Consider the following 18,244-nt stretch of genomic DNA (forward strand, 5'->3'; position numbering starts at 1 on the left):
GAGCCCATCATGAAAACACGTATTTCTTTTATTGCTACAGCTTTAACTCTGCTTAGCTGCACCTGCTCACTGGCCGCCCCTCACAGTGCCAGCGGTATTATTTTAACCTACGACCTGGATGGCAACGAAAAGCTGTCTCTGGAAGAATTTGTTGATGCCCGCAGACAGCGTTTTGCCGCAACGGATACCAACCACAACGGTACCATCGAAGAAGATGAGTATGTTTACGAGTGGGAAGGTCATATGAAAACACGCATGACGGCTGACAGAAAAGCGTCGGTGAAACAGACACATATTCGCTTCAACGCCATAGACAAAGATGACGATAAACAAATCACCAAAGCTGAAATGGATGCAGTGGGGGGGCGGGGCTTTGACTTCATGGATCAGAATAAAGACGGACTGATCCTGGCGTCTGATCCTGACCCGGTACGCGAAGGCCGCAGTGCAGACAGTGACGACAAGCCAAAGCTGGAGCAGCGCCCCATGTTGCGCATGCCGACCACACATAATATCAAAGGCTTCATGGATTTATATGACACCAATGGTGACGGCAAAGTCGATAAGGCTGAATTTCAGGCTGTCAGAGATGAGCAATTTGCCCGTACTGACGAGAATGGCGATAAGGTACTGACTGAGCAGGAATATGTGCTGGAGTTTGAAGACCGTCTGGACGCGCAGTATGAAAAAACCTATGAGGGACAGGTAAAACAAACTTACGTGCGTTTTGGTGTACTGGACAAAGACGAAAGCGGGCATATGACATTTAACGAATACATGCAGTCCGGCTTCCGTTCTTTCAGCCGTTACGATACCACCGGTGATGGTTTCATCACCATCGACGATCCGGCTCCGGTATTTGAACGTGAAAGCAATGATAATGACGACAAGGCAACGCAAACTGCGAGTGTCAGTAATCCATGAAACGTCGCTTCATTATCTGCCTTCTGAATGCCTGGACAGCGGCAACTGTTCAGGCCGCCGGTTCAGCTCAACCTGAGCCGGCAAAGCAATCTTTTCACATTAAGCAGCCCGGCTACGACGTCACGGTCATCATGGAAGGCGGCCATGCAAAGGTTGAGCAGGAAGCGCTGAATGCACTGGTGCACGACACGGCAGAGGCTACAAACCCGCAAGGCAGCTTACTCACGGAACTCTCCCTTGGGGGAACGCATGAATTGCCATCCTGGTTGTATGAGGGCATCGCGAAATGTGAAGCCTGGTTTCAACTGACAGAAGGGAAAGTCAGTTGCCGTAATGGTGCGCTGTACCGTTACTGGGAGCAGTATGTTGCCGGGAACGAGTCTTTGGAACGGCGGGATGCACGGAAACTGGCGAGAACATCCAGAGTTACGGCAGTGTCATTAACTGCGCCGGCACAACTTACAATGCCGCAGGCTATGCCTGACGGACCATTCTGGAACACAGGCATTATTGGTGATGCACTGATGGTTAACCGGATTTCCGGTTATCTCACTGAGAAAGCCGGTGCCGGGGCTGCGTTTTCCGTTCAGGTGAACGATACAGTGTCCTTTTACGGGGCGTCGCCGCAGGACCGTATGCTATTTGGTGAACCTGTGGCTAATCATAACGAACCCTTTTCCGGCACGGTCATAAATACTGTCACGAGAAAGGTTGTTGCCGGAGCAAAGGAAGCCGGCGTGCTGGACAGCAGTGATGGTTGGCCTTCCTCCGGTTTAACGTCTCATGTGGTGGCGAAAAATGTGTTTGATGCGGCTCTGGCCGCTCAACTGGCGGTGATAACCACAACGACACAGATGCAGGATTTACTCAGCGACAAACAGGATGTGCTGGTAAAAACCACTGATAAGAAAGGCAGGGTGAATACGTCAGACGGTTACTTTGCCTTCTGGCGGGGGAAGGATGATGCCGGTGTGACTGCGCTGGATATCGATGTGACGCTGCCCCGTTTTAATGTCAGTAATTATCATGGTCCCTATGCGTCGGTATGGCTTACCGGTGAAGATGCACAGCTGGTTAAAAGCTTATTAATTCGCGGAGACAGCCTGCGCTGGCTGACAGAATTAAGAGTGTGGTGGCGTAAAATTGGACGTAAACATGAAGATTTCATTGACGGTTTTGCCGGTGCGACCCGCAAGAACAAGCCTCTGCACGTACACTGGGACGGATTTGACGAACAGGGAAGGCCGGTAACGGATAAGAAGCTTGTGCTGAATGTGGAAGTTGCAAGAGAAGATGGCGGTCGTAACTATCAGAAAATCCCGCTGGACTTGAATGCCCTGATTAAGCAACCCCTCCATACAGCCGGTAAAGGGGAGATTGGGGACATAACCGTATCGTTATAAGTGTGTGTGGCGGACAATCCGCAACAGAAGCAAAAAAGCCGTCGTAATGACGGCTTTTGCATTTGGCACCGCCGACGGCGGATTAACCGGTGTTACGCATACCGATTGCGATACCGGCGATGGTTACCATCATGGCACGTTCCAGCACAGGGTTCTGCGCGTCGTCACCGGCGGCACGGATACGTTCCAGTAACTCAATTTGCAGATAGTGCAGAGGCTGTAAGTAACCGGCGCGGATGTTCATGGACTCTTTACCCATAGGATCTTTATCCATGATGCTTTTCTGGCCTGTAAGACTCAGCAGCGAGTCAATACTCTCCTGCAGCTCATCACGCAGTGCTTTACCGAAGTGTTTCAGTTCCGCAGGGACCAGACGCTCATCATAGGCTTCACTGATTCGCGGATCGGCTTTGTTGAATACCATGTCCAGCATAGACAGACGGGAACGGTAGAATGGCCATTCAGCGAACATTTCCTCAACCACTTTCGGGTCGCTCTCCGCTTTAACGGCATCTATGGCGCGCATTACGCCAAGCCATGACGGCAGAACCAGACGGGTTTGCGCCCAGGCGAAAATCCACGGGATCGCACGCAAACTTTCAATCCCGCCCTGCGGCTTACGCTTGGAAGGACGACTACCTAAAGGTAACTTACCCAGTTCCTGTTCGGGTGTAGCAACACGGAAATACGGCACAAAGTCTTTGTCCTGACGAACGGTACCGCGATAGTTATCGCGACCATTTGCTGCCATCTTGGTGATCAGCTCTCGCCATTCCGGTTTTGGCTCCGGTGGCGGGAACAGCATCGCTTCAATAATGGCTGATGCGTAAATGCCCAGACTTTGCTTCGCCAGTTTAGGCATACCGAACTTATAACGGATGGTTTCACCCTGTTCAGTCACACGGAAGCCACCGTCTAATGAGCCCGGAGGCTGAGAGTGAATAGCTGCGTGTGCAGGCAGACCACCACGACCAATCGTACCGCCACGTCCGTGGAACAGGGTCAGTGTGGTTTCAAATTCGTCCGCCACTTTTACCAGCGCTTCCTGAGACTCGTACTGTGCCCAGCCCGCTGCCAGTGCACCGGCGTCTTTTGCTGAGTCAGAGTAGCCAATCATGACAAACTGTTTGCCTTTGATATAGCCACGGTACCAGTCGATGGACAGCAGCTTACGCATGACGGCAGGAGAGTTGTTCAGATCGTCCAGCGTTTCGAACAACGGCGCCACCGGCATCGGCCAGTCTACACCGGCTTCCTGAAGCAGCAACTGCACAGCCATAACGTCAGACGGTTCACTGGCCATGGAAATGATATAAATGCCGAAGCCTTCCTTGCCGTGCTGGGAAATAACCTTACAGGTATCCAGTACTTCTTTAACGTCGGCAGACGCATCCCACTCGGCAGGGAACAGCGGACGCTTCGAGCTCAGTTCGCGTAACAGGAATGCCTGTTTGTCAGCTTCACTCCACTGCGCGTAGTCACCCAGACCCAGATAGCGGGTAATTTCACTAAATACATCAGCATGACGCTCAGAATCCTGGCGCACATCCAGTTGCAGTAGGTGAATACCGAAACATTTCACCCGGCGGATGGTATCAAGCAGTAAACCGTTGGCGGTTACACTCATGCCACACTCAACCAGAGAGTCGTAACACAGTAACAGCGGCTTCAGCAGCTCATCATTATGTTGTACCCAGTCAGACTGGTCGACTTTTTTGCCGGACAGATAATCTGCAATACCGTCGCGGGTAGCACCACAGCGGCGAACCAGCGGACGTAACAGAGCACGGTATGGTTCGTTAGCTTCTTCGCCCACTTCTTCACGAAGGGCAGCGCTGCAATCGAACATGGACAGTTCGACCTGTAAGCGGTCGAGGTCTGAGGCAAACAGTTTTGCGGCCCGTTTACGGGCCAGCAGCAGAACCTGCTCAGTTACTTTTGCGGTAACAAACGGGTTACCGTCACGATCACCACCCATCCAGGAACTGAAGTGCACAGGTGCTGCATCCAGCGGCAGACTAACATTGTAATCAGCTTTTAAGCGCTCATCCAGATCACGGAGGAAATCCGGTACGGCTTCCCACAAAGAGTTTTCGATGACGGAGAAGCCCCAGCGTGCTTCATCAACAGGCGTCGGACGAACTGAACGGATTTCTTCGGTATGCCATGCCTGACTAATCAGATCAGCGATACGGGTTTCAATACGCGTACGCTCGTGATCATCCAGAGATTCCTGGTGAATGCTTTGCAGGCATTGGGCAAGTTCTTTCTGTTTATGGATTAACGTACGGCGGGTCACTTCTGTCGGGTGAGCCGTGAGTACCAGGTCGATGTTCAGCTTCGACACTGCTTTTTGTACGTTTTCAACTGACAGATCAGCTTTATCGAGGTGTTTGAACAATGCATCCATAGATGCATCAACACTCATTGCACTGTTGTATTCCTGCTCGGCAATATTACCTAATGTCAGGAACTGTGCGAAAGCTCGTCCGACCGTCAAAAGATCAGAATCCGTCAGATTTTTGAAAATTTCTTTCAGATTTTCGCTACGGGTTGCATCGCCCTGAAATGAAGAACGACCATCTTTTCTGATGGTCTCAATGCGGTCTAACCATTCCTGACCTAGTTCAGCTTTAATGGTTTCGCCAAGGACTTTTCCCAAGTACCGGACTGTGTCTTTCAGTTCGGCATCATAGTGTGATTGCATAGCATCCTCCTACTGTATATGCCCATAACCTTACTTCAAAATTGTTAAACTTGTCTAACCACTTTGAGTTATAAATTAAACCTTAATGAAAAGTTCATTTAACAAATCCCAAGCCCCAAGCATGTTGCAGCCCGATATGATAAACTTGCCGGCAGGTTATTTCTTGGCCTTCAATGTAGTCATAATTAGCCCAAAAAATAAACAAATCTTGTAATTTAATTTCAGGAGTCAATGTGACCGATAAATATACCAGCGTAGAAACGCAAGCAAGTTACGGTGTTGGTTTCCAAATGGGAGAGCAACTTAAATCTAACCCATTCGAAGGCCTTGCGCTAGAAGCAGTTGTAGAAGGGTTAAGCGATGCGTTTAACGGCCAGGCTGCACAGGTTGACACCGATACCCTGCGTAATGCGTTCGGCGAAATCCATCAGCGTATGCAGGCTGCTAAAGCTGAGCAGAGCAAAGCGGTAATCGAAGAAGGTGAAGCATACCTGACAAAGAACGCCGAGCGTGAAGAAGTCACTGTGACTGAAAGCGGCCTGCAGTATGAAATCATCGAAGCCGGTGAAGGCGACAAGCCTGCTGCTGACAGCAACGTGCGTGTTCACTACCACGGTACACTGATCGACGGTTCTGTTTTCGACAGTTCTTACAAGCGCGGTCAGCCTGCTGAGTTCCCCGTAAACGGTGTTATCCGTGGCTGGACTGAAGCACTGCAACTGATGCCTGTTGGCTCTAAGTGGAAACTGTACATCCCTTACGAGCTGGCCTACGGCGAGCAAGGTGCGGGTGGCGCAATTGCACCGTACTCTACATTAGTATTTGATGTAGAACTGCTTGATATTCTGGGCTAACTGCCTGCTGCGGCAGTCACCGGACTGCCGCTCTTTGCATCTTTGACGACTTTTCTCTTTAATAATTCAGAGCTGGATCTGCTCAGAGTTGTTATCCCGACAGACGCTATTACAATACGCGCACAATTGATAAAGGAAAAACTACTATGGTTATCAAGCCTAAAGTCAGAGGCTTCATCTGTACAAATGCGCACCCGGCAGGCTGCGCAGCTTCCGTAGCTGAGCAAATTGAATACGTTCGCCAGCAGGGCGTTGCGGGTGAAGGCCCGAAAAATGTTTTAGTGATCGGTTGTTCAACAGGGTATGGTCTGGCATCGCGGATCACTTCCGCCTTTGGCTATGGTGCTAAAACCTTAGGTGTTTGTTTCGAAAAAGAGCCGTCTGAGCGTAAAACAGCTACTGCTGGATGGTATAACACTGCTGCATTTCATCAGCAGGCAGAGAGTAACGGACTGTACGCAAAAACCTTAAATGGCGATGCGTTCTCTGACGAGATGAAGGCGCAGGTGATTGAGCAAATTAAGGCAGACCTGGGTTCTGTGGATCTGGTCATTTATTCACTGGCATCTCCCCGCCGTACCGATCCTGTTTCAGGCGAAACCTATAAGTCTACGCTCAAGCCTGTTGGTCAGGCGTATACCACTAAAACCTACGACACTGATAAAGACAAAGTTCATGATGTGACGTTAGAGCCTGCCAACGATGAAGAAATTCACAACACCATCAAAGTAATGGGTGGCGAAGACTGGGAACGCTGGATGGATTTCCTCGGCGAAGCCGGTGTTCTGGCTGAAGGCTGTAAAACTACTGCCTATACGTATATCGGTAAAGAGCTTACCTGGCCTATTTATGGTCAGGCGACTATCGGTAAAGCGAAAGAAGACCTCGATCGCGCAGCCGCTGCGATTATTGGCAAGCATACAGAAAAACTGGTTGAAGCGAATGTATCTTCACTTAAAGCGCTGGTCACCCAGGCCAGTTCAGCTATTCCTGTGATGCCTCTGTATATCTCTCTGATCTATAAAGTGATGAAAGAAGAAGGTACTCACGAAGGCTGTATTGAACAAATCGCCGGCTTGTTCAGTGAGTGCTTGTACAGCGACAGCCCGACACTGGACGAAGCGAACCGTTACCGCATGGACGGGAAAGAAACCAATGATGCAACACAGGCGAAAATTAAAGCCTTGTGGGATCAGGTAACGCAGGAAAACTTCCATGAGTTAAGCGATTATGCCGGTTATCATCATGAGTTCCTGAAACTGTTCGGTTTTGACATTGCCGGTGTTGATTACGATGCCGATGTGAATCCACTGGTGAAGTGGTAACTCAATAAAATTTTGCAGAAGCCGTCGTGACAGACGGCTTTTTTGTACATTTTTTAATGTATCTGCAAAGTGTGTTTTGACAATGTGGATAAAATTTGTGCAATAAGGGTTAACACGCAGTAATTAGGCGTTAAGTCTTAGTCAGTTTCGAAAAACTTTGTGGTAAACTTTCACCGCCAATCCCAACCAGTGACTTATGTCATGGCATTACAATGTGTGACCCCGTTAAGCGTCAGACCAAAGATAGACTACAATAGAAGAGTTTTGGCTGAGGCGGATGTAACGATTACATAGCGAAAAACACACAGTGGTTATATTAAAAATTAACAAAAATTGTGGATAATCCATTATTTGCATAGCCTAAAGTGCTGCGATAATGCTAAAATCCCGTAGTTAAGTAGAGGGTATTTATATCCCTGCTTCCGGCTCACGCTTCAGTACCGCACCGGCAATAGCATGTGTGCAGGTTTCAGCTGATGTCCGGCCCTATAAAAATATAACGATAATATCCCGGCACGTATCGAGGTTTGCAACGCCGCAAGGTGAGTGCATGAACGCTGCAACGGAAAATCAATAAATAGTTTAGGTGACGGATACCTAATTTAGTAAGTGCGCTTCTGCATGCAGGCAGCGGATGCTGCAGTCATGCATAAGGGTTCTTCTATTAGAGTAGTGCGATTACGTATGATAAAAATCAAGAAAGGTCTCGACCTCCCTATTAAGGGAGCGCCGCAACAGCAAATCTCCGATGGATCTGCTGTCACGCGCGTTGCCGTTCTGGGAGAAGAATATGTTGGCATGCGTCCTACCATGCATGTCCAGGTTGGTGACAAAGTGGCTAAAGGCCAGATTCTTTTTGAAGACAAAAAGAATCCGGGCGTTAAGTTTACTGCACCAGCTGCGGGCGAAGTGGTAGAGGTAAACCGTGGTGCTAAACGTGTTCTTCAATCTGTAGTAGTGAAAATCGAAGGTAACGAAGCTGTTACTTTTGAGAAAATTGCTGCAGACCAGATCGCAAACGCTTCTCAGGAACAACTGCAAACCTTACTGGTAGACTCCGGTCTGTGGACTGCGTTACGCACGCGTCCGTTCAGTAAAGTACCTGCTTTAGGTTCTGTACCATCCTCCATTTTTGTGAATGCAATGGATACCAACCCCCTTGCTGCAGATCCTGCGGCAATCATCGCTGAGCGCAGTGATGATTTTGTTGCCGGCCTGAAAGTGCTGAAGCAACTGAGTGGTGGCAAGGTTTACGTTTGTAAAGCCGCAGGCGCGTCAGTGTCTACCGGTGATGCGACCGTAGACGTTGCTGAGTTTGGTGGTCCGCACCCTGCAGGTCTTGCGGGTACGCATATTCACAACCTTGATCCGGTTGGCGCTAAGAAAACCGTCTGGTCTGTTAACTACCAGGACGTTCTTGCGTTCGGTGCTACCGTGACTACCGGTGAACTGGATAACCGTCGCGTTGTTTCGCTGGCAGGTCCTGCTGCGAAAAATCCTCGCCTGGTCAGAACACTTCTGGGTGCTGACATTGCAGAGCTGACAGCTGGTGAACTGGTTGATGGTGAAGTACGTACAGTGTCAGGTTCTGTCCTGAACGGTACTACAGCGCAAGGTGTTCACGGTTTCTTAGGCCGTTATCACTTACAGGTTTCAGCGTTAAAAGAAGGTCGTGAGAAGAAATTCCTCGGCTGGATCACGCCGGGTTCTGATAAGCACTCTGTAACCCGTGCTTATTTAGGTCACCTGTCGTCGAAAGATTACGACATGACAACCACCACTAATGGTTCAGAGCGTTCAATGGTACCAATCGGTAACTATGAGCGTGTTATGCCATTAGATATTCTTCCTACACTGTTGTTACGTGATTTGATTGCGGGCGATACGGACAGTGCTCAGGCAATGGGTTGCCTTGAATTGGACGAAGAAGATTTAGCTCTGTGTACTTACGTGTGCCCGGGCAAATACAGCTACGGTCCAATCCTGCGCAGTTGTTTAACCACCATTGAGAAAGAGGGTTAAGTCATGGGTTTGAAAGCGTATCTGGAAAAAATCGAGCCGGATTTTGAACCGGGTGGTAAGTATGAAAAGTGGTATGCACTGTATGAAGCAGCGGCAACGATTTTTTACACTCCCGGTAAAGTAAACAAAGCCGGTACTCATGTTCGTGACAGCATCGACCTGAAACGTATTATGATCATGGTATGGATGGCAACATTCCCGGCCATGTTCTTCGGTATGTACAACATCGGTCTGCAAGCGCAAGACGCGCTGGGTGCCGGTGCAACTGTACCAGACAGCTGGCAGGCAGCTATTTTCACTGTATTAGGTGGTGATTTGGCCAGTGCCGGCGGATTAGGCCTGTTCTTCTACGGTGCCTGCTTCTGGTTACCAATATACGCAGTAACGTTCGCAGTAGGTGGTTTCTGGGAAGTCCTTTTTGCATCAGTTCGTAAGCACGAAGTTAACGAAGGTTTCTTTGTTACTTCTGTTCTGTTCGCACTGACACTGCCCGCAACGATTCCATTATGGCAGGTTGCTCTGGGTATTACTTTTGGTGTTGTTATCGCTAAAGAAGTCTTTGGTGGTACTGGCCGTAACTTCCTTAACCCTGCACTGTCTGGCCGTGCTTTCTTATACTTTGCGTACCCTGCACAAATTTCAGGTGACCAGGTATGGGTAGCAGCCGATGGTTTCTCAGGTGCTACATCTTTAAGCCAGGCGGCTTCCGGTAACTTAGATTACAGCAACATGGATCAGTGGATGAACAGCTTCATCGGAACCATTTCAGGTTCTGCGGGTGAAGTATCTGCACTGGCTATCATGATTGGTGGTCTGTTCATCATGTATATGCGAATTGCAAGCTGGCGTATTGTTGCCGGTGTTGCAGTAGGTGTAGCCTTCTTTGCTACTCTGCTTAACATGATTGGCAGCGACACGAACCCGATGTTTGCAATGCCTGCTCACTGGCACTTCGTTGTAGGTGGTCTTGCCTTTGGTATGTTCTTCATGGCAACTGACCCTGTATCGGCGTCGTTTACCAATAAAGGTAAGTGGGCATACGGTATCTTCATTGGTTTCATGACGGTACTGATCCGCGTCCTCAACCCTGCCTTCCCTGAAGGTGTAATGTTGGCCATTCTGTTTGCCAACCTGTGGGCGCCACTGTTCGACTATTTCGTCGCGCAAAGCAATATCAAGCGGAGGGTAGCTCGTGTCGGCTAAGAAAGAATCTTTAGGAAAAACAGTTGGCGTAGTAGTTGCCGTCTGTCTGGTTTGTTCAATTGTTGTGTCGGGTGCGGCTGTTGGTCTGCGTTCACTGCAACAAACAAACGCCCAATTGGATAAGCAAACAAACATTCTTACTGCTGCAGGTCTGTACGAGACTGGCATGAGCAACGACACCATCAATGCAAAATTTGATGAGTTTGTTGAGCGCCGTTTTGTCGACTTAGACTCTGGTGAATTCACTGAAATGCCTTCACCTGATTTCGACATGTACAAAGCTGCAAAAGTAACTGAGACAAGCACGAAAGTGGTAAACAGCAATGTTGGCTTCCAACGTCGTCCTAATGTTGCCAGTGTCTATCTGGTGCACAATGACGCCGGTGAAGTTACCCGCGTGATCCTGCCGGTACACGGTAGCGGTCTGTGGGATCTGATGTATGGTTTCCTGGCAGTTGATGCCGACGGTGAAACTGTGAAAGAACTGATTTACTACCAGCAGAAAGAAACGCCGGGACTTGGCGGTGAAGTGCAAAACCCTGCATGGCAGGCAAAGTGGGATGGCAAGAAGCTGTATGAAAACGGTGATGTTGCTATCGAGGTTAAGAAAAATGCTAACCCTGATAATCCTTACTCTGTAGATGCACTTTCCGGCGCAACCCTGACCAGTAATGGTGTTGAAAACACAATTCAGTACTGGGTAGGCGAGCAGGGCTTCGGTCCGTTCCTTAAGAAACAAGCATGGCGTTCATAAAGGGGTCTTATCGTGGCTGACACTAAAGAAATGAAAAAGGTCCTCTTTGGACCGATTTTAGACAACAACCCGATCGCCCTGCAGGTACTGGGTATCTGTTCTGCACTGGCGATTACAACTAAGCTGGAAACAGCTCTGGTTATGTCGCTGGCGCTGACAAGCGTTGTGGCGTTCTCTAACCTGTTTATCTCGGCAATCCGTAACCAGATTCCGTCAAGCGTACGTATCATCATTCAGATGACCATCATCGCTTCTCTGGTAATCGTGGTAGACCAAATCCTGAAGGCTTACTCTTACGAGGTATCCAAACAGCTCTCAGTATTCGTTGGTCTGATCATCACCAACTGTATCGTAATGGGTCGTGCAGAAGCGTATGCGATGAAGAGTCCTCCGCTGATGAGCTTCCTGGACGGTATTGGTAATGGTCTGGGTTACTCTTTCATTCTGATTTGTATCGGTACAGTTAAAGAGCTGTTCGGCTTCGGCACCATCCTTGGTTTCGAAATTCTGCCGCTGGTACAAAACGGTGGCTGGTATCAGGGCAATGGCCTGTTGATCCTGCCATTCAGCTCATTCTTCCTGATCGGTGGCATGGTATGGATTATCCGTACTTTCCGTCCGGAACAAGTCGAGCCTAAGGAGTAATTCGTGGAACATTATCTGTCTTTATTCGTTCGCTCGATTTTTATCGAGAACATGGCGCTGTCGTTGTTCCTGGGTATGTGTACGTTTCTGGCCGTATCTAAGAAAGTAAAAACAGCGATGGGTCTGGGTGTAGCCGTTATTGTGGTACTGGGTATCTCTGTACCGGTAAACCAGATTATCTATGTAAACATTCTTGCTCCGGGTGCGCTGGCGTGGGCCGGTTTCCCTGATGCAGACTTAAGCTTCCTGAACTTCCTGACGTTTATCGGCGTTATCGCTGCGTTAGTACAGATTCTGGAAATGGCGTTAGATAAGTTTTTCCCTGCGTTATATAACGCTCTGGGTATCTTCCTTCCGCTAATCACAGTTAACTGTGCAATATTCGGTGGTGTGGCATTCGCGGTTCAACGTGAATATAACTTCACTGAAAGTATTGTCTACGGTGTAGGTAGTGGTATGGGCTGGGCGTTAGCTATCGTTCTGCTGGCCGCTGTTCGTGAAAAACTGAAATATGCTGATATGCCAGATGGTGTACGTGGTCTGGGCTCTGTGTTCATGATCGCAGGTCTGATGGCGTTAGGCTTCCAGTCTTTCACTGGTATCGCACTGTAATAACGCAGAGGAGCATATAAATGAGTATAGAAATGTTACTTGGCGTTGGCATGTTCATTGTCATCGTTCTGGCGCTGGTATTTATTATCATGTTTGCCAAATCTAAGTTAGTACCAAGCGGTGACGTGACCATCATGATCAACGATGATCCTGAAAAAGCGATTACCACGCAGCCTGGCGGTAAACTGCTTGGCGCACTTGCTGAAGCGGGTATTTTCGTATCATCTGCATGTGGTGGTGGTGGTTCTTGTGGTCAGTGTCGTGTAGACATCAAAGAAGGTGGTGGTGAAATTCTGCCAACCGAACTTGACCACATTACTAAGCGTGAAGCCCGTGAAGGTTGCCGTTTATCATGTCAGGTTGCTATTAAGCAGGACATGAAGATCGAACTGGAAGAAGAAATCTTTGGTGTTAAGAAGTGGGATTGTGAAGTTATTTCTAACGACAACAAAGCCACGTTCATCAAAGAACTTAAGCTTAAAATTCCTAACGGTGAAAGCGTACCTTTCCGTGCTGGTGGTTACATTCAGATTGAAGCACCTGCTCACCACGTGAAGTACAAAGATTACGACATTCCTGAGAAGTTCCGCGGTGACTGGGAGCGCTTTGGTTTCTTCGACATCGAGTCTAAAGTAGACGAAGAAACTATCCGTGCTTACTCCATGGCGAACTACCCGGAAGAAGAAGGTATTATTATGCTGAACGTGCGTATTGCTACGCCGCCGCCTAATAACCTGACTCTGCCTGCCGGTAAAATGTCTTCGTACATCTGGAGCCTGAAAGAAGGTGATAAAGCAACGATTTCTGGTCCGTTCGGTGAGTTCTTCGCGAAAGAAACTGACGCAGAAATGGTGTTTGTTGGCGGTGGTGCAGGTATGGCACCTATGCGTTCACACATCTTCGACCAGCTTCGTCGTCTGAAAACCGATCGTAAGATCACATTCTGGTATGGTGCCCGTTCACTGCGCGAAATGTTCTATGTTGAAGATTTCGATGAGCTGGCTGCCGAGAATGAAAACTTCGAATGGCATGTTGCACTTTCTGACCCTCAACCTGAAGACAACTGGGATGGCTACACTGGCTTCATCCACAATGTCTTGCTTGAGAACTATCTGAAAGATCACCCTGCTCCGGAAGATTGTGAATTCTACATGTGTGGTCCTCCCATGATGAACGCAGCTGTTATCAACATGCTGAAAGATCTTGGGGTAGAAGACGAAAATATCCTGCTTGATGACTTTGGTGGTTAATCAGCAAACGGTATAATTGAAAAAGGGGGCATCGCCCCCTTTTTTAATAGATAAGGATAAGAAGTGATTAATCAGTATCTTCGTTTTAGTGTACTTGCTGTCGTTGTACTCTTTCTTAGTGCCTGTGGTGAGGAAGCCAAACAGGTTGTGCATTTACACGGAAATACCATGGGCACCACTTACAATGTTAAGTATGTAGTGGATGAGCGTGGTCAGGTTGATGGTCTGCAAGAGGCCATTGATGCCCGGTTAGTAGAAATTAATAAACTGATGTCGACCTATGACCCTACATCAGAATTATCCCGTTTTAACCAGAATCGTTACACCACGCCCTTTCCGTTAAGTGACGAAACGTCATTGGTGGTGACTGAAGCTATCAGGCTCGGCAAGCTAAGTCATAACGTACTGGACGTAACTGTGGGGCCGCTGGTGAATTTGTGGGGATTTGGTCCGAACAAACGTCCTGAAAAGGTGCCATCTGAAGAGCAGATTTCTGAAGTCCGAGAGTATGTCGGGCTGGATAAAATCAGTATTTCAGAACAGGGTCTGAAGAAAACGCATCCAATGGTTTATGTCGACCTGTCGACTATTGCCAAAGGCTACGGTGTAGACCAGGTTGCTGTGATTATGGAAAAGCATGATCTGCACAACTACCTGGTGGAAATCGGCGGTGAAATGCGTGTTAAAGGCGAGCGGGGGAATGGTGAGGAATGGTTAATAGCCATTGAGAAGCCGGTCTCAACGGAACGCTCGGTGCAGAAAATTGTCTCTATTGGTACGAATGCCATTGCCACCTCAGGGGATTACCGCAATTACTATGAAATGGACGGTAAGCGTTATTCTCATCTGATTGATCCCCGAACCGGTAAACCCATTACTCATAATCTGGTATCGGTAACGGTGGTGGACCCGTCATCTATGACTGCTGATGGCCTTGCCACTGCGTTCAATGTGATGGGGTGGGATGAAGCTAAAGCGCTGGCGGAGAAAGAACATCTTGCCGTTTTCTTAATTCGTCGCACAGCAGATGGCTTTGAGGAGTATGCATCTCCTGAGTTTGATACTATGGTTGAAGTTAAGAATTAGGAGACGATGATGTCTACATTTATCCTCGCGTTTGTGTTTTTTCTTGCCATGGTACTGGCAATGGCCGTGGGTTATCTGATCCAGAAGAAGTCCATTTCCGGTAGTTGCGGCGGTTTAGGCGCACTGGGTATTGAGAAAGCCTGTGATTGTCCTGAGCCGTGTGACCGTAAGAAGATGCGCCTGGAACGTGAAGAAGCCAGACAGAAAAAAATTGCTGAGTGGAAGGATAACCAGATCCTGTAAATTTTCAGGTTTATCAGTACACATCAAGTGATGATGAAAATGGCCGGACGAATGTCCGGCCATTTTTGTTTCTACTCGTAGCTGTAACTTAACGTTACGTTGCTGTAAGTGCTGTAAGCTCTCAGGCCGATATGCCAGGTGCCGTCAGCCGGTGCAGTAAACGTGCACACCTCACTGTTGCCGTTTTTGTAAGGACGACAATCATAGGCCGATGTGGAAGGCTGGCTGCCGTATCTCACATACAGATCGGCATCACCGCTGCCGCCGGAGATTTGAATTGTCATCGTGGAAACGCCAGCCGGGATATCCCAGGTGTAGCGATCCCAGGATGACCGTGAACCTGATAATCCTGTTAATTGTCCTGATACCGGTTCAACACCTGGATCGGTCGGGTCTCCGCCGCCGTTACCGCTGCCATCACAACCGTTGTTATTCAGGTAGCTGTTCGCCTCCGCTACACGGACAATACCGTAACCGTACTGATTATCTCTGCCTGAACTGCCACTGCGCCGTTGCCATTTTTAAAGGTGACAATATAGCGTTCATTGCTTTCCTGTAAACGCAGCTCCTGGCGCAGGTTCTTTAACTGCTCAAAGGTAAGTGGTTCAGGGGAAACACTGACCGGCCCGTTGCCGGCAGACGCTGCAGTAGCGGTTAATGTGATTAAACTTAACGATGTAGCGAGTAACGATTTGGATGGTAATGTGCGTAATATGGACATTATTTTTTTCCTGTCTTGTTGTTATCCCCTCCCGCTCTGTGGCGTGTTACTACGGGGTATTTTTACCGGGTCTGTACACATCGGTTTATCTGCTTTAGTGATGACAAAAACTGTTCCGTCAGCTTGTCATTCAGGAGAAATAAACCGGCTATGCACAAACGTTGTAAACGCTGCTTTTTTCTGCAGCTCGAAATCCATACTACTTAAGTCTATCGGGAGTTACGCATATAGCCGTATAACTATGAATGGCATTTAATACGTATAAAAAACGGGGGTATTGGTATGCCGGCCAGACATTACGGGCAGCGGAGAAACAAAAACTGACTAAAATTTAAGTTAAGAAAAAGATAAATAAAAACAGATTTATCCCGAAATCCAACTTAAATTTTGTGTAAATATGTAATCAGGAAAAAGAGACGATAGCGTATCCGGGGGCGGAGCCGGAAAGGTTTGCTATGCAATACCTTTCAGTGTCCGGTTTATCCAGCCAAGAAGGAACTTTGCCTGTGAGGGATTATGATTAACAATTTCCGCATAACGGGCGACTTTCTTGAGTGCATAGCCATGCAGAAATACTTCCGGTGGCATGTTGTTGATGGCCTTTAAGGATTTCGTACCGATGATCCCGTCAACGTACACATCAGCAACTTCCTGAGCCAGTTTCGACGCTGCAGACAGGCCGGCATTAACGGCGAAATCAAAGAGGGTTTCAGCTACACGTTGAGAATCAATAAAGTCTCCGCGGATCCGTTCCCAAAAGTGCTGTTGGTAGAACGCTGCGACATGAGGCATCAGTTGACTGTCGGGGACGCCGGCATCAAGTAGTGGCCAGCCTTCCCAGTCAGGATGAAAATTGCGGGCTATACCGGCGTAGGTAGCACCACCGCGGTCACCCTCCACACGATGAAGTGTATAGCCCCCTTCGTTATCAATCATTTTTTCAAAGGCGGGTAAAAAAGCAGCCATGACATCCTCCCTGATGAATGGTTAAATTTTACGCTTATTACCAGTTTATCTTTTCAATAAGGTTTTACAATCCTGTTGTATTAACTTTTTGCAATATTTTGACCTATTATTCAGTGTTGAACTTTGCACTGGCATAGTTGACATAATCCGCTAAAATACTGTTCATATATACAGTGTGGTGGCAGAGTGCGAAAGATTATTCACGTTGATATGGATTGCTTTTACGCTGCAGTTGAAATGCGCGACAATCCGTCATTGATCAATAAGCCCATAGCGATTGGCGGCAGCGCCGATCGCCGTGGCGTGATATCAACGTGTAACTATCCGGCAAGAAAGTTTGGTGTGCGCTCTGCCATGGCAACAGCATACGCAAAGCGTTTGTGCCCTGAGCTCATTCTTGTACCCGGCAGAATGGATATGTACGTCCGCGAGAGTCAGCGTATCCGTGAAATTTTCAATGACTATACCGACCTCATCGAGCCTTTATCTCTGGATGAAGCCTATCTGGATGTCACTCACACCACTTTGTTTAACGGCAGCGCCACACTCATAGCACAGGATATCCGCCGGCGAATTAAAGAAGAACTGAATCTGACTGCCTCGGCTGGTGTGGCATCATGCAAATTCGTGGCTAAGGTAGCCAGTGACGAAAATAAACCGGACGGGTTATGTGTGATCACACCGGATAAGCTGGATGCATTTGTCAGAAATATGTCGCTGTCAAAAATTCCCGGCGTGGGCAAAGTTACACAGCAGAAGTTGCAGCGTCTGGGCCTGACTACCTGTAATGATGTCCGGCAATATCCCTTTGAACGTCTGCAGAAAGAGCTGGGGAAATTCGGTTCAGTGCTGTGGAACCGTGCTCACGGTGTGGATGAGCGGGATGTCAATGTCAGCCGGGTAAGAAAATCAATCGGAGTGGAACGTACCTTCAGCAGCGATTTGCATACACTTGATGAATGCAAGGCGGTACTGCCTGTATTGTGGGAGAAGATGCAGCAACGCATTGAAGGGCATTTAAAAAAGACCGGTGAGCGGAAATGTCTGATAAAATCTCAGGGCGTGAAGCTCAAGTTTCAGGACTTCCAGCAAACCACCGTTGAGCACCGTCATCACGATATCAAAGAAGCGTTTTTTTATGAATTGCTGGATGAAGCGTGGCAGCGGGCCAGAGGCAGGGGTGTCAGGCTGGTGGGCATTCACATTGGATTAGCCGGCGGTTTGCCGGCAGAGCAGCTGCTATTGCCACTGGAGGATGAATAATATGTCGAAGTCGGTTGTGCCCGGAACGTATCAACATTACAAAGGCAACTTTTATACTGTCATCGGTGTGGCTAAGCACTCAGAAGATGAATCGGAACTGGTGGTGTACCGGCCGGAATATGGTGAAAAAGGGCTTTGGGTCCGTCCGCTGACCATGTTCACTGAGCAGGTGGAAGTGAACGGACAAACGGTTCCCCGTTTCAGACATATTGAAGAGCAGGACCGGGATTAATCATCCGGTAGAATAAAATCACAAAAGGGGCGCA

The 18,244-nt window shown here is 48.4% G+C and carries 17 protein-coding genes and 1 pseudogene; 14 read left to right on the forward strand and 4 right to left on the reverse strand.

Features of this window, described 5'->3' with window-relative positions:
• Nucleotides 1-9 precede the first annotated feature (9 nt).
• Nucleotides 10-924, forward strand: coding sequence for a calcium-binding protein (locus ACXAG2_RS12550; protein ID WP_474867455.1), 915 nt, complete (start codon nucleotides 10-12; stop codon nucleotides 922-924).
• Nucleotides 921-2,327 (forward strand): DUF2271 domain-containing protein, encoded by a 1,407-nt coding sequence (locus ACXAG2_RS12555; protein WP_474867458.1) that lies wholly within the window; start codon nucleotides 921-923, stop codon nucleotides 2,325-2,327. The genes ACXAG2_RS12550 and ACXAG2_RS12555 overlap by 4 nt, the downstream gene beginning before the upstream one ends.
• Before the next feature lie 82 nt (nucleotides 2,328-2,409).
• On the opposite strand, the gene ppc is transcribed toward ACXAG2_RS12555, so the two are convergent.
• Nucleotides 2,410-5,034, reverse strand: a complete 2,625-nt coding sequence (gene ppc / locus ACXAG2_RS12560) for a phosphoenolpyruvate carboxylase (RefSeq protein WP_474867460.1) — start codon at nucleotides 5,032-5,034, stop codon at nucleotides 2,410-2,412.
• Nucleotides 5,035-5,267: 233 nt separating this feature from the next.
• Here ppc and ACXAG2_RS12565 point away from each other — a divergent pair, with 233 nt between their 5' ends.
• The 10 genes from ACXAG2_RS12565 (at nucleotide 5,268) to nqrM (ending at nucleotide 15,028) form a co-directional block, all read left to right on the forward strand.
• Complete coding sequence (locus ACXAG2_RS12565; protein ID WP_474867461.1) at nucleotides 5,268-5,888, forward strand: FKBP-type peptidyl-prolyl cis-trans isomerase; 621 nt, start codon at nucleotides 5,268-5,270, stop codon at nucleotides 5,886-5,888.
• 146 nt (nucleotides 5,889-6,034) lie between these two features.
• The gene (fabV, locus tag ACXAG2_RS12570) at nucleotides 6,035-7,213 is read left to right on the forward strand and encodes an enoyl-ACP reductase FabV (protein WP_474867464.1); all 1,179 of its coding nucleotides are present in this window, start codon (nucleotides 6,035-6,037) and stop codon (nucleotides 7,211-7,213) included.
• Nucleotides 7,214-7,897: 684 nt separating this feature from the next.
• A complete protein-coding gene (locus ACXAG2_RS12575; protein ID WP_474852616.1) occupies nucleotides 7,898-9,235 on the forward strand; it encodes a Na(+)-translocating NADH-quinone reductase subunit A in 1,338 nt (445 codons plus the stop codon).
• A 3-nt stretch (nucleotides 9,236-9,238) separates the two neighbouring features.
• A complete protein-coding gene (locus ACXAG2_RS12580) occupies nucleotides 9,239-10,438 on the forward strand; it encodes an NADH:ubiquinone reductase (Na(+)-transporting) subunit B (RefSeq protein WP_474867467.1) in 1,200 nt (399 codons plus the stop codon).
• Entirely contained in the window at nucleotides 10,428-11,192 is a 765-nt protein-coding gene (locus ACXAG2_RS12585) for a Na(+)-translocating NADH-quinone reductase subunit C (protein WP_119502571.1), read from the forward strand. The genes ACXAG2_RS12580 and ACXAG2_RS12585 overlap by 11 nt, the downstream gene beginning before the upstream one ends.
• Before the next feature lie 12 nt (nucleotides 11,193-11,204).
• Nucleotides 11,205-11,837, forward strand: coding sequence for an NADH:ubiquinone reductase (Na(+)-transporting) subunit D (locus tag ACXAG2_RS12590; protein WP_119502570.1), 633 nt, complete (start codon nucleotides 11,205-11,207; stop codon nucleotides 11,835-11,837).
• A 3-nt stretch (nucleotides 11,838-11,840) separates the two neighbouring features.
• Entirely contained in the window at nucleotides 11,841-12,449 is a 609-nt protein-coding gene (gene nqrE / locus ACXAG2_RS12595) for an NADH:ubiquinone reductase (Na(+)-transporting) subunit E (RefSeq protein ID WP_349589390.1), read from the forward strand.
• Nucleotides 12,450-12,469: 20 nt separating this feature from the next.
• The gene (gene nqrF, locus ACXAG2_RS12600; protein ID WP_474846141.1) at nucleotides 12,470-13,699 is read left to right on the forward strand and encodes an NADH:ubiquinone reductase (Na(+)-transporting) subunit F; all 1,230 of its coding nucleotides are present in this window, start codon (nucleotides 12,470-12,472) and stop codon (nucleotides 13,697-13,699) included.
• A gap of 63 nt (nucleotides 13,700-13,762) precedes the next feature.
• On the forward strand, nucleotides 13,763-14,785 hold the full coding sequence (locus tag ACXAG2_RS12605) for an FAD:protein FMN transferase (RefSeq protein WP_474867470.1): 1,023 nt from the start codon (nucleotides 13,763-13,765) through the stop codon (nucleotides 14,783-14,785).
• Nucleotides 14,786-14,794: 9 nt separating this feature from the next.
• The gene (nqrM, locus tag ACXAG2_RS12610; protein ID WP_119502567.1) at nucleotides 14,795-15,028 is read left to right on the forward strand and encodes a (Na+)-NQR maturation NqrM; all 234 of its coding nucleotides are present in this window, start codon (nucleotides 14,795-14,797) and stop codon (nucleotides 15,026-15,028) included.
• Nucleotides 15,029-15,099: 71 nt separating this feature from the next.
• Here the strand turns inward: nqrM and ACXAG2_RS12615 are convergent.
• The 3 genes and pseudogenes from ACXAG2_RS12615 to ACXAG2_RS12625 all read right to left on the reverse strand — a co-directional run.
• Nucleotides 15,100-15,531: pseudogene (locus ACXAG2_RS12615) on the reverse strand (PPC domain-containing protein); the annotation flags it as partial.
• Nucleotides 15,483-15,749 carry a hypothetical protein gene (locus tag ACXAG2_RS12620; protein ID WP_474867472.1) on the reverse strand — a complete coding sequence of 89 codons (267 nt, stop codon included), beginning with the start codon at nucleotides 15,747-15,749 and terminating at the stop codon, nucleotides 15,483-15,485. The pseudogene ACXAG2_RS12615 and the gene ACXAG2_RS12620, both read right to left, overlap by 49 nt.
• Before the next feature lie 453 nt (nucleotides 15,750-16,202).
• Nucleotides 16,203-16,715, reverse strand: a complete 513-nt coding sequence (locus ACXAG2_RS12625; protein ID WP_119502565.1) for a glycoside hydrolase family 108 protein — start codon at nucleotides 16,713-16,715, stop codon at nucleotides 16,203-16,205.
• A gap of 186 nt (nucleotides 16,716-16,901) precedes the next feature.
• Between ACXAG2_RS12625 and dinB the strand changes: the two genes are divergently transcribed.
• Together dinB and ACXAG2_RS12635 are read left to right on the forward strand one after the other, a co-directional pair.
• Nucleotides 16,902-17,978, forward strand: a complete 1,077-nt coding sequence (gene dinB / locus ACXAG2_RS12630; RefSeq protein ID WP_474867475.1) for a DNA polymerase IV — start codon at nucleotides 16,902-16,904, stop codon at nucleotides 17,976-17,978.
• A gap of 1 nt (nucleotide 17,979) precedes the next feature.
• Complete coding sequence (locus ACXAG2_RS12635) at nucleotides 17,980-18,210, forward strand: DUF1653 domain-containing protein (protein ID WP_474867478.1); 231 nt, start codon at nucleotides 17,980-17,982, stop codon at nucleotides 18,208-18,210.
• Nucleotides 18,211-18,244: the final 34 nt, after the last annotated feature.

The sequence above is a fragment of the Alteromonas sp. ABH4_456 genome (genome assembly GCF_056160645.1).

Bases quoted from the DNA above. Each gene is read 5' to 3' on its own strand.
- ACXAG2_RS12550 (WP_474867455.1), top strand. From the start codon at position 10: ATGAAAACACGTATTTCTTTTATTGCTACAGCTTTAACTCTGCTTAGC.
- ACXAG2_RS12555 (WP_474867458.1), top strand. From the start codon at position 921: ATGAAACGTCGCTTCATTATCTGCCTTCTGAATGCCTGGACAGCGGCA.
- ppc (WP_474867460.1), bottom strand. From the start codon at position 5,034: ATGCAATCACACTATGATGCCGAACTGAAAGACACAGTCCGGTACTTG.
- fabV (WP_474867464.1), top strand. From the start codon at position 6,035: ATGGTTATCAAGCCTAAAGTCAGAGGCTTCATCTGTACAAATGCGCAC.
- ACXAG2_RS12575 (WP_474852616.1), top strand. From the start codon at position 7,898: ATGATAAAAATCAAGAAAGGTCTCGACCTCCCTATTAAGGGAGCGCCG.
- ACXAG2_RS12580 (WP_474867467.1), top strand. From the start codon at position 9,239: ATGGGTTTGAAAGCGTATCTGGAAAAAATCGAGCCGGATTTTGAACCG.
- nqrF (WP_474846141.1), top strand. From the start codon at position 12,470: ATGAGTATAGAAATGTTACTTGGCGTTGGCATGTTCATTGTCATCGTT.
- nqrM (WP_119502567.1), top strand. From the start codon at position 14,795: ATGTCTACATTTATCCTCGCGTTTGTGTTTTTTCTTGCCATGGTACTG.
- ACXAG2_RS12620 (WP_474867472.1), bottom strand. From the start codon at position 15,749: ATGTCCATATTACGCACATTACCATCCAAATCGTTACTCGCTACATCG.
- ACXAG2_RS12625 (WP_119502565.1), bottom strand. From the start codon at position 16,715: ATGGCTGCTTTTTTACCCGCCTTTGAAAAAATGATTGATAACGAAGGG.
- ACXAG2_RS12635 (WP_474867478.1), top strand. From the start codon at position 17,980: ATGTCGAAGTCGGTTGTGCCCGGAACGTATCAACATTACAAAGGCAAC.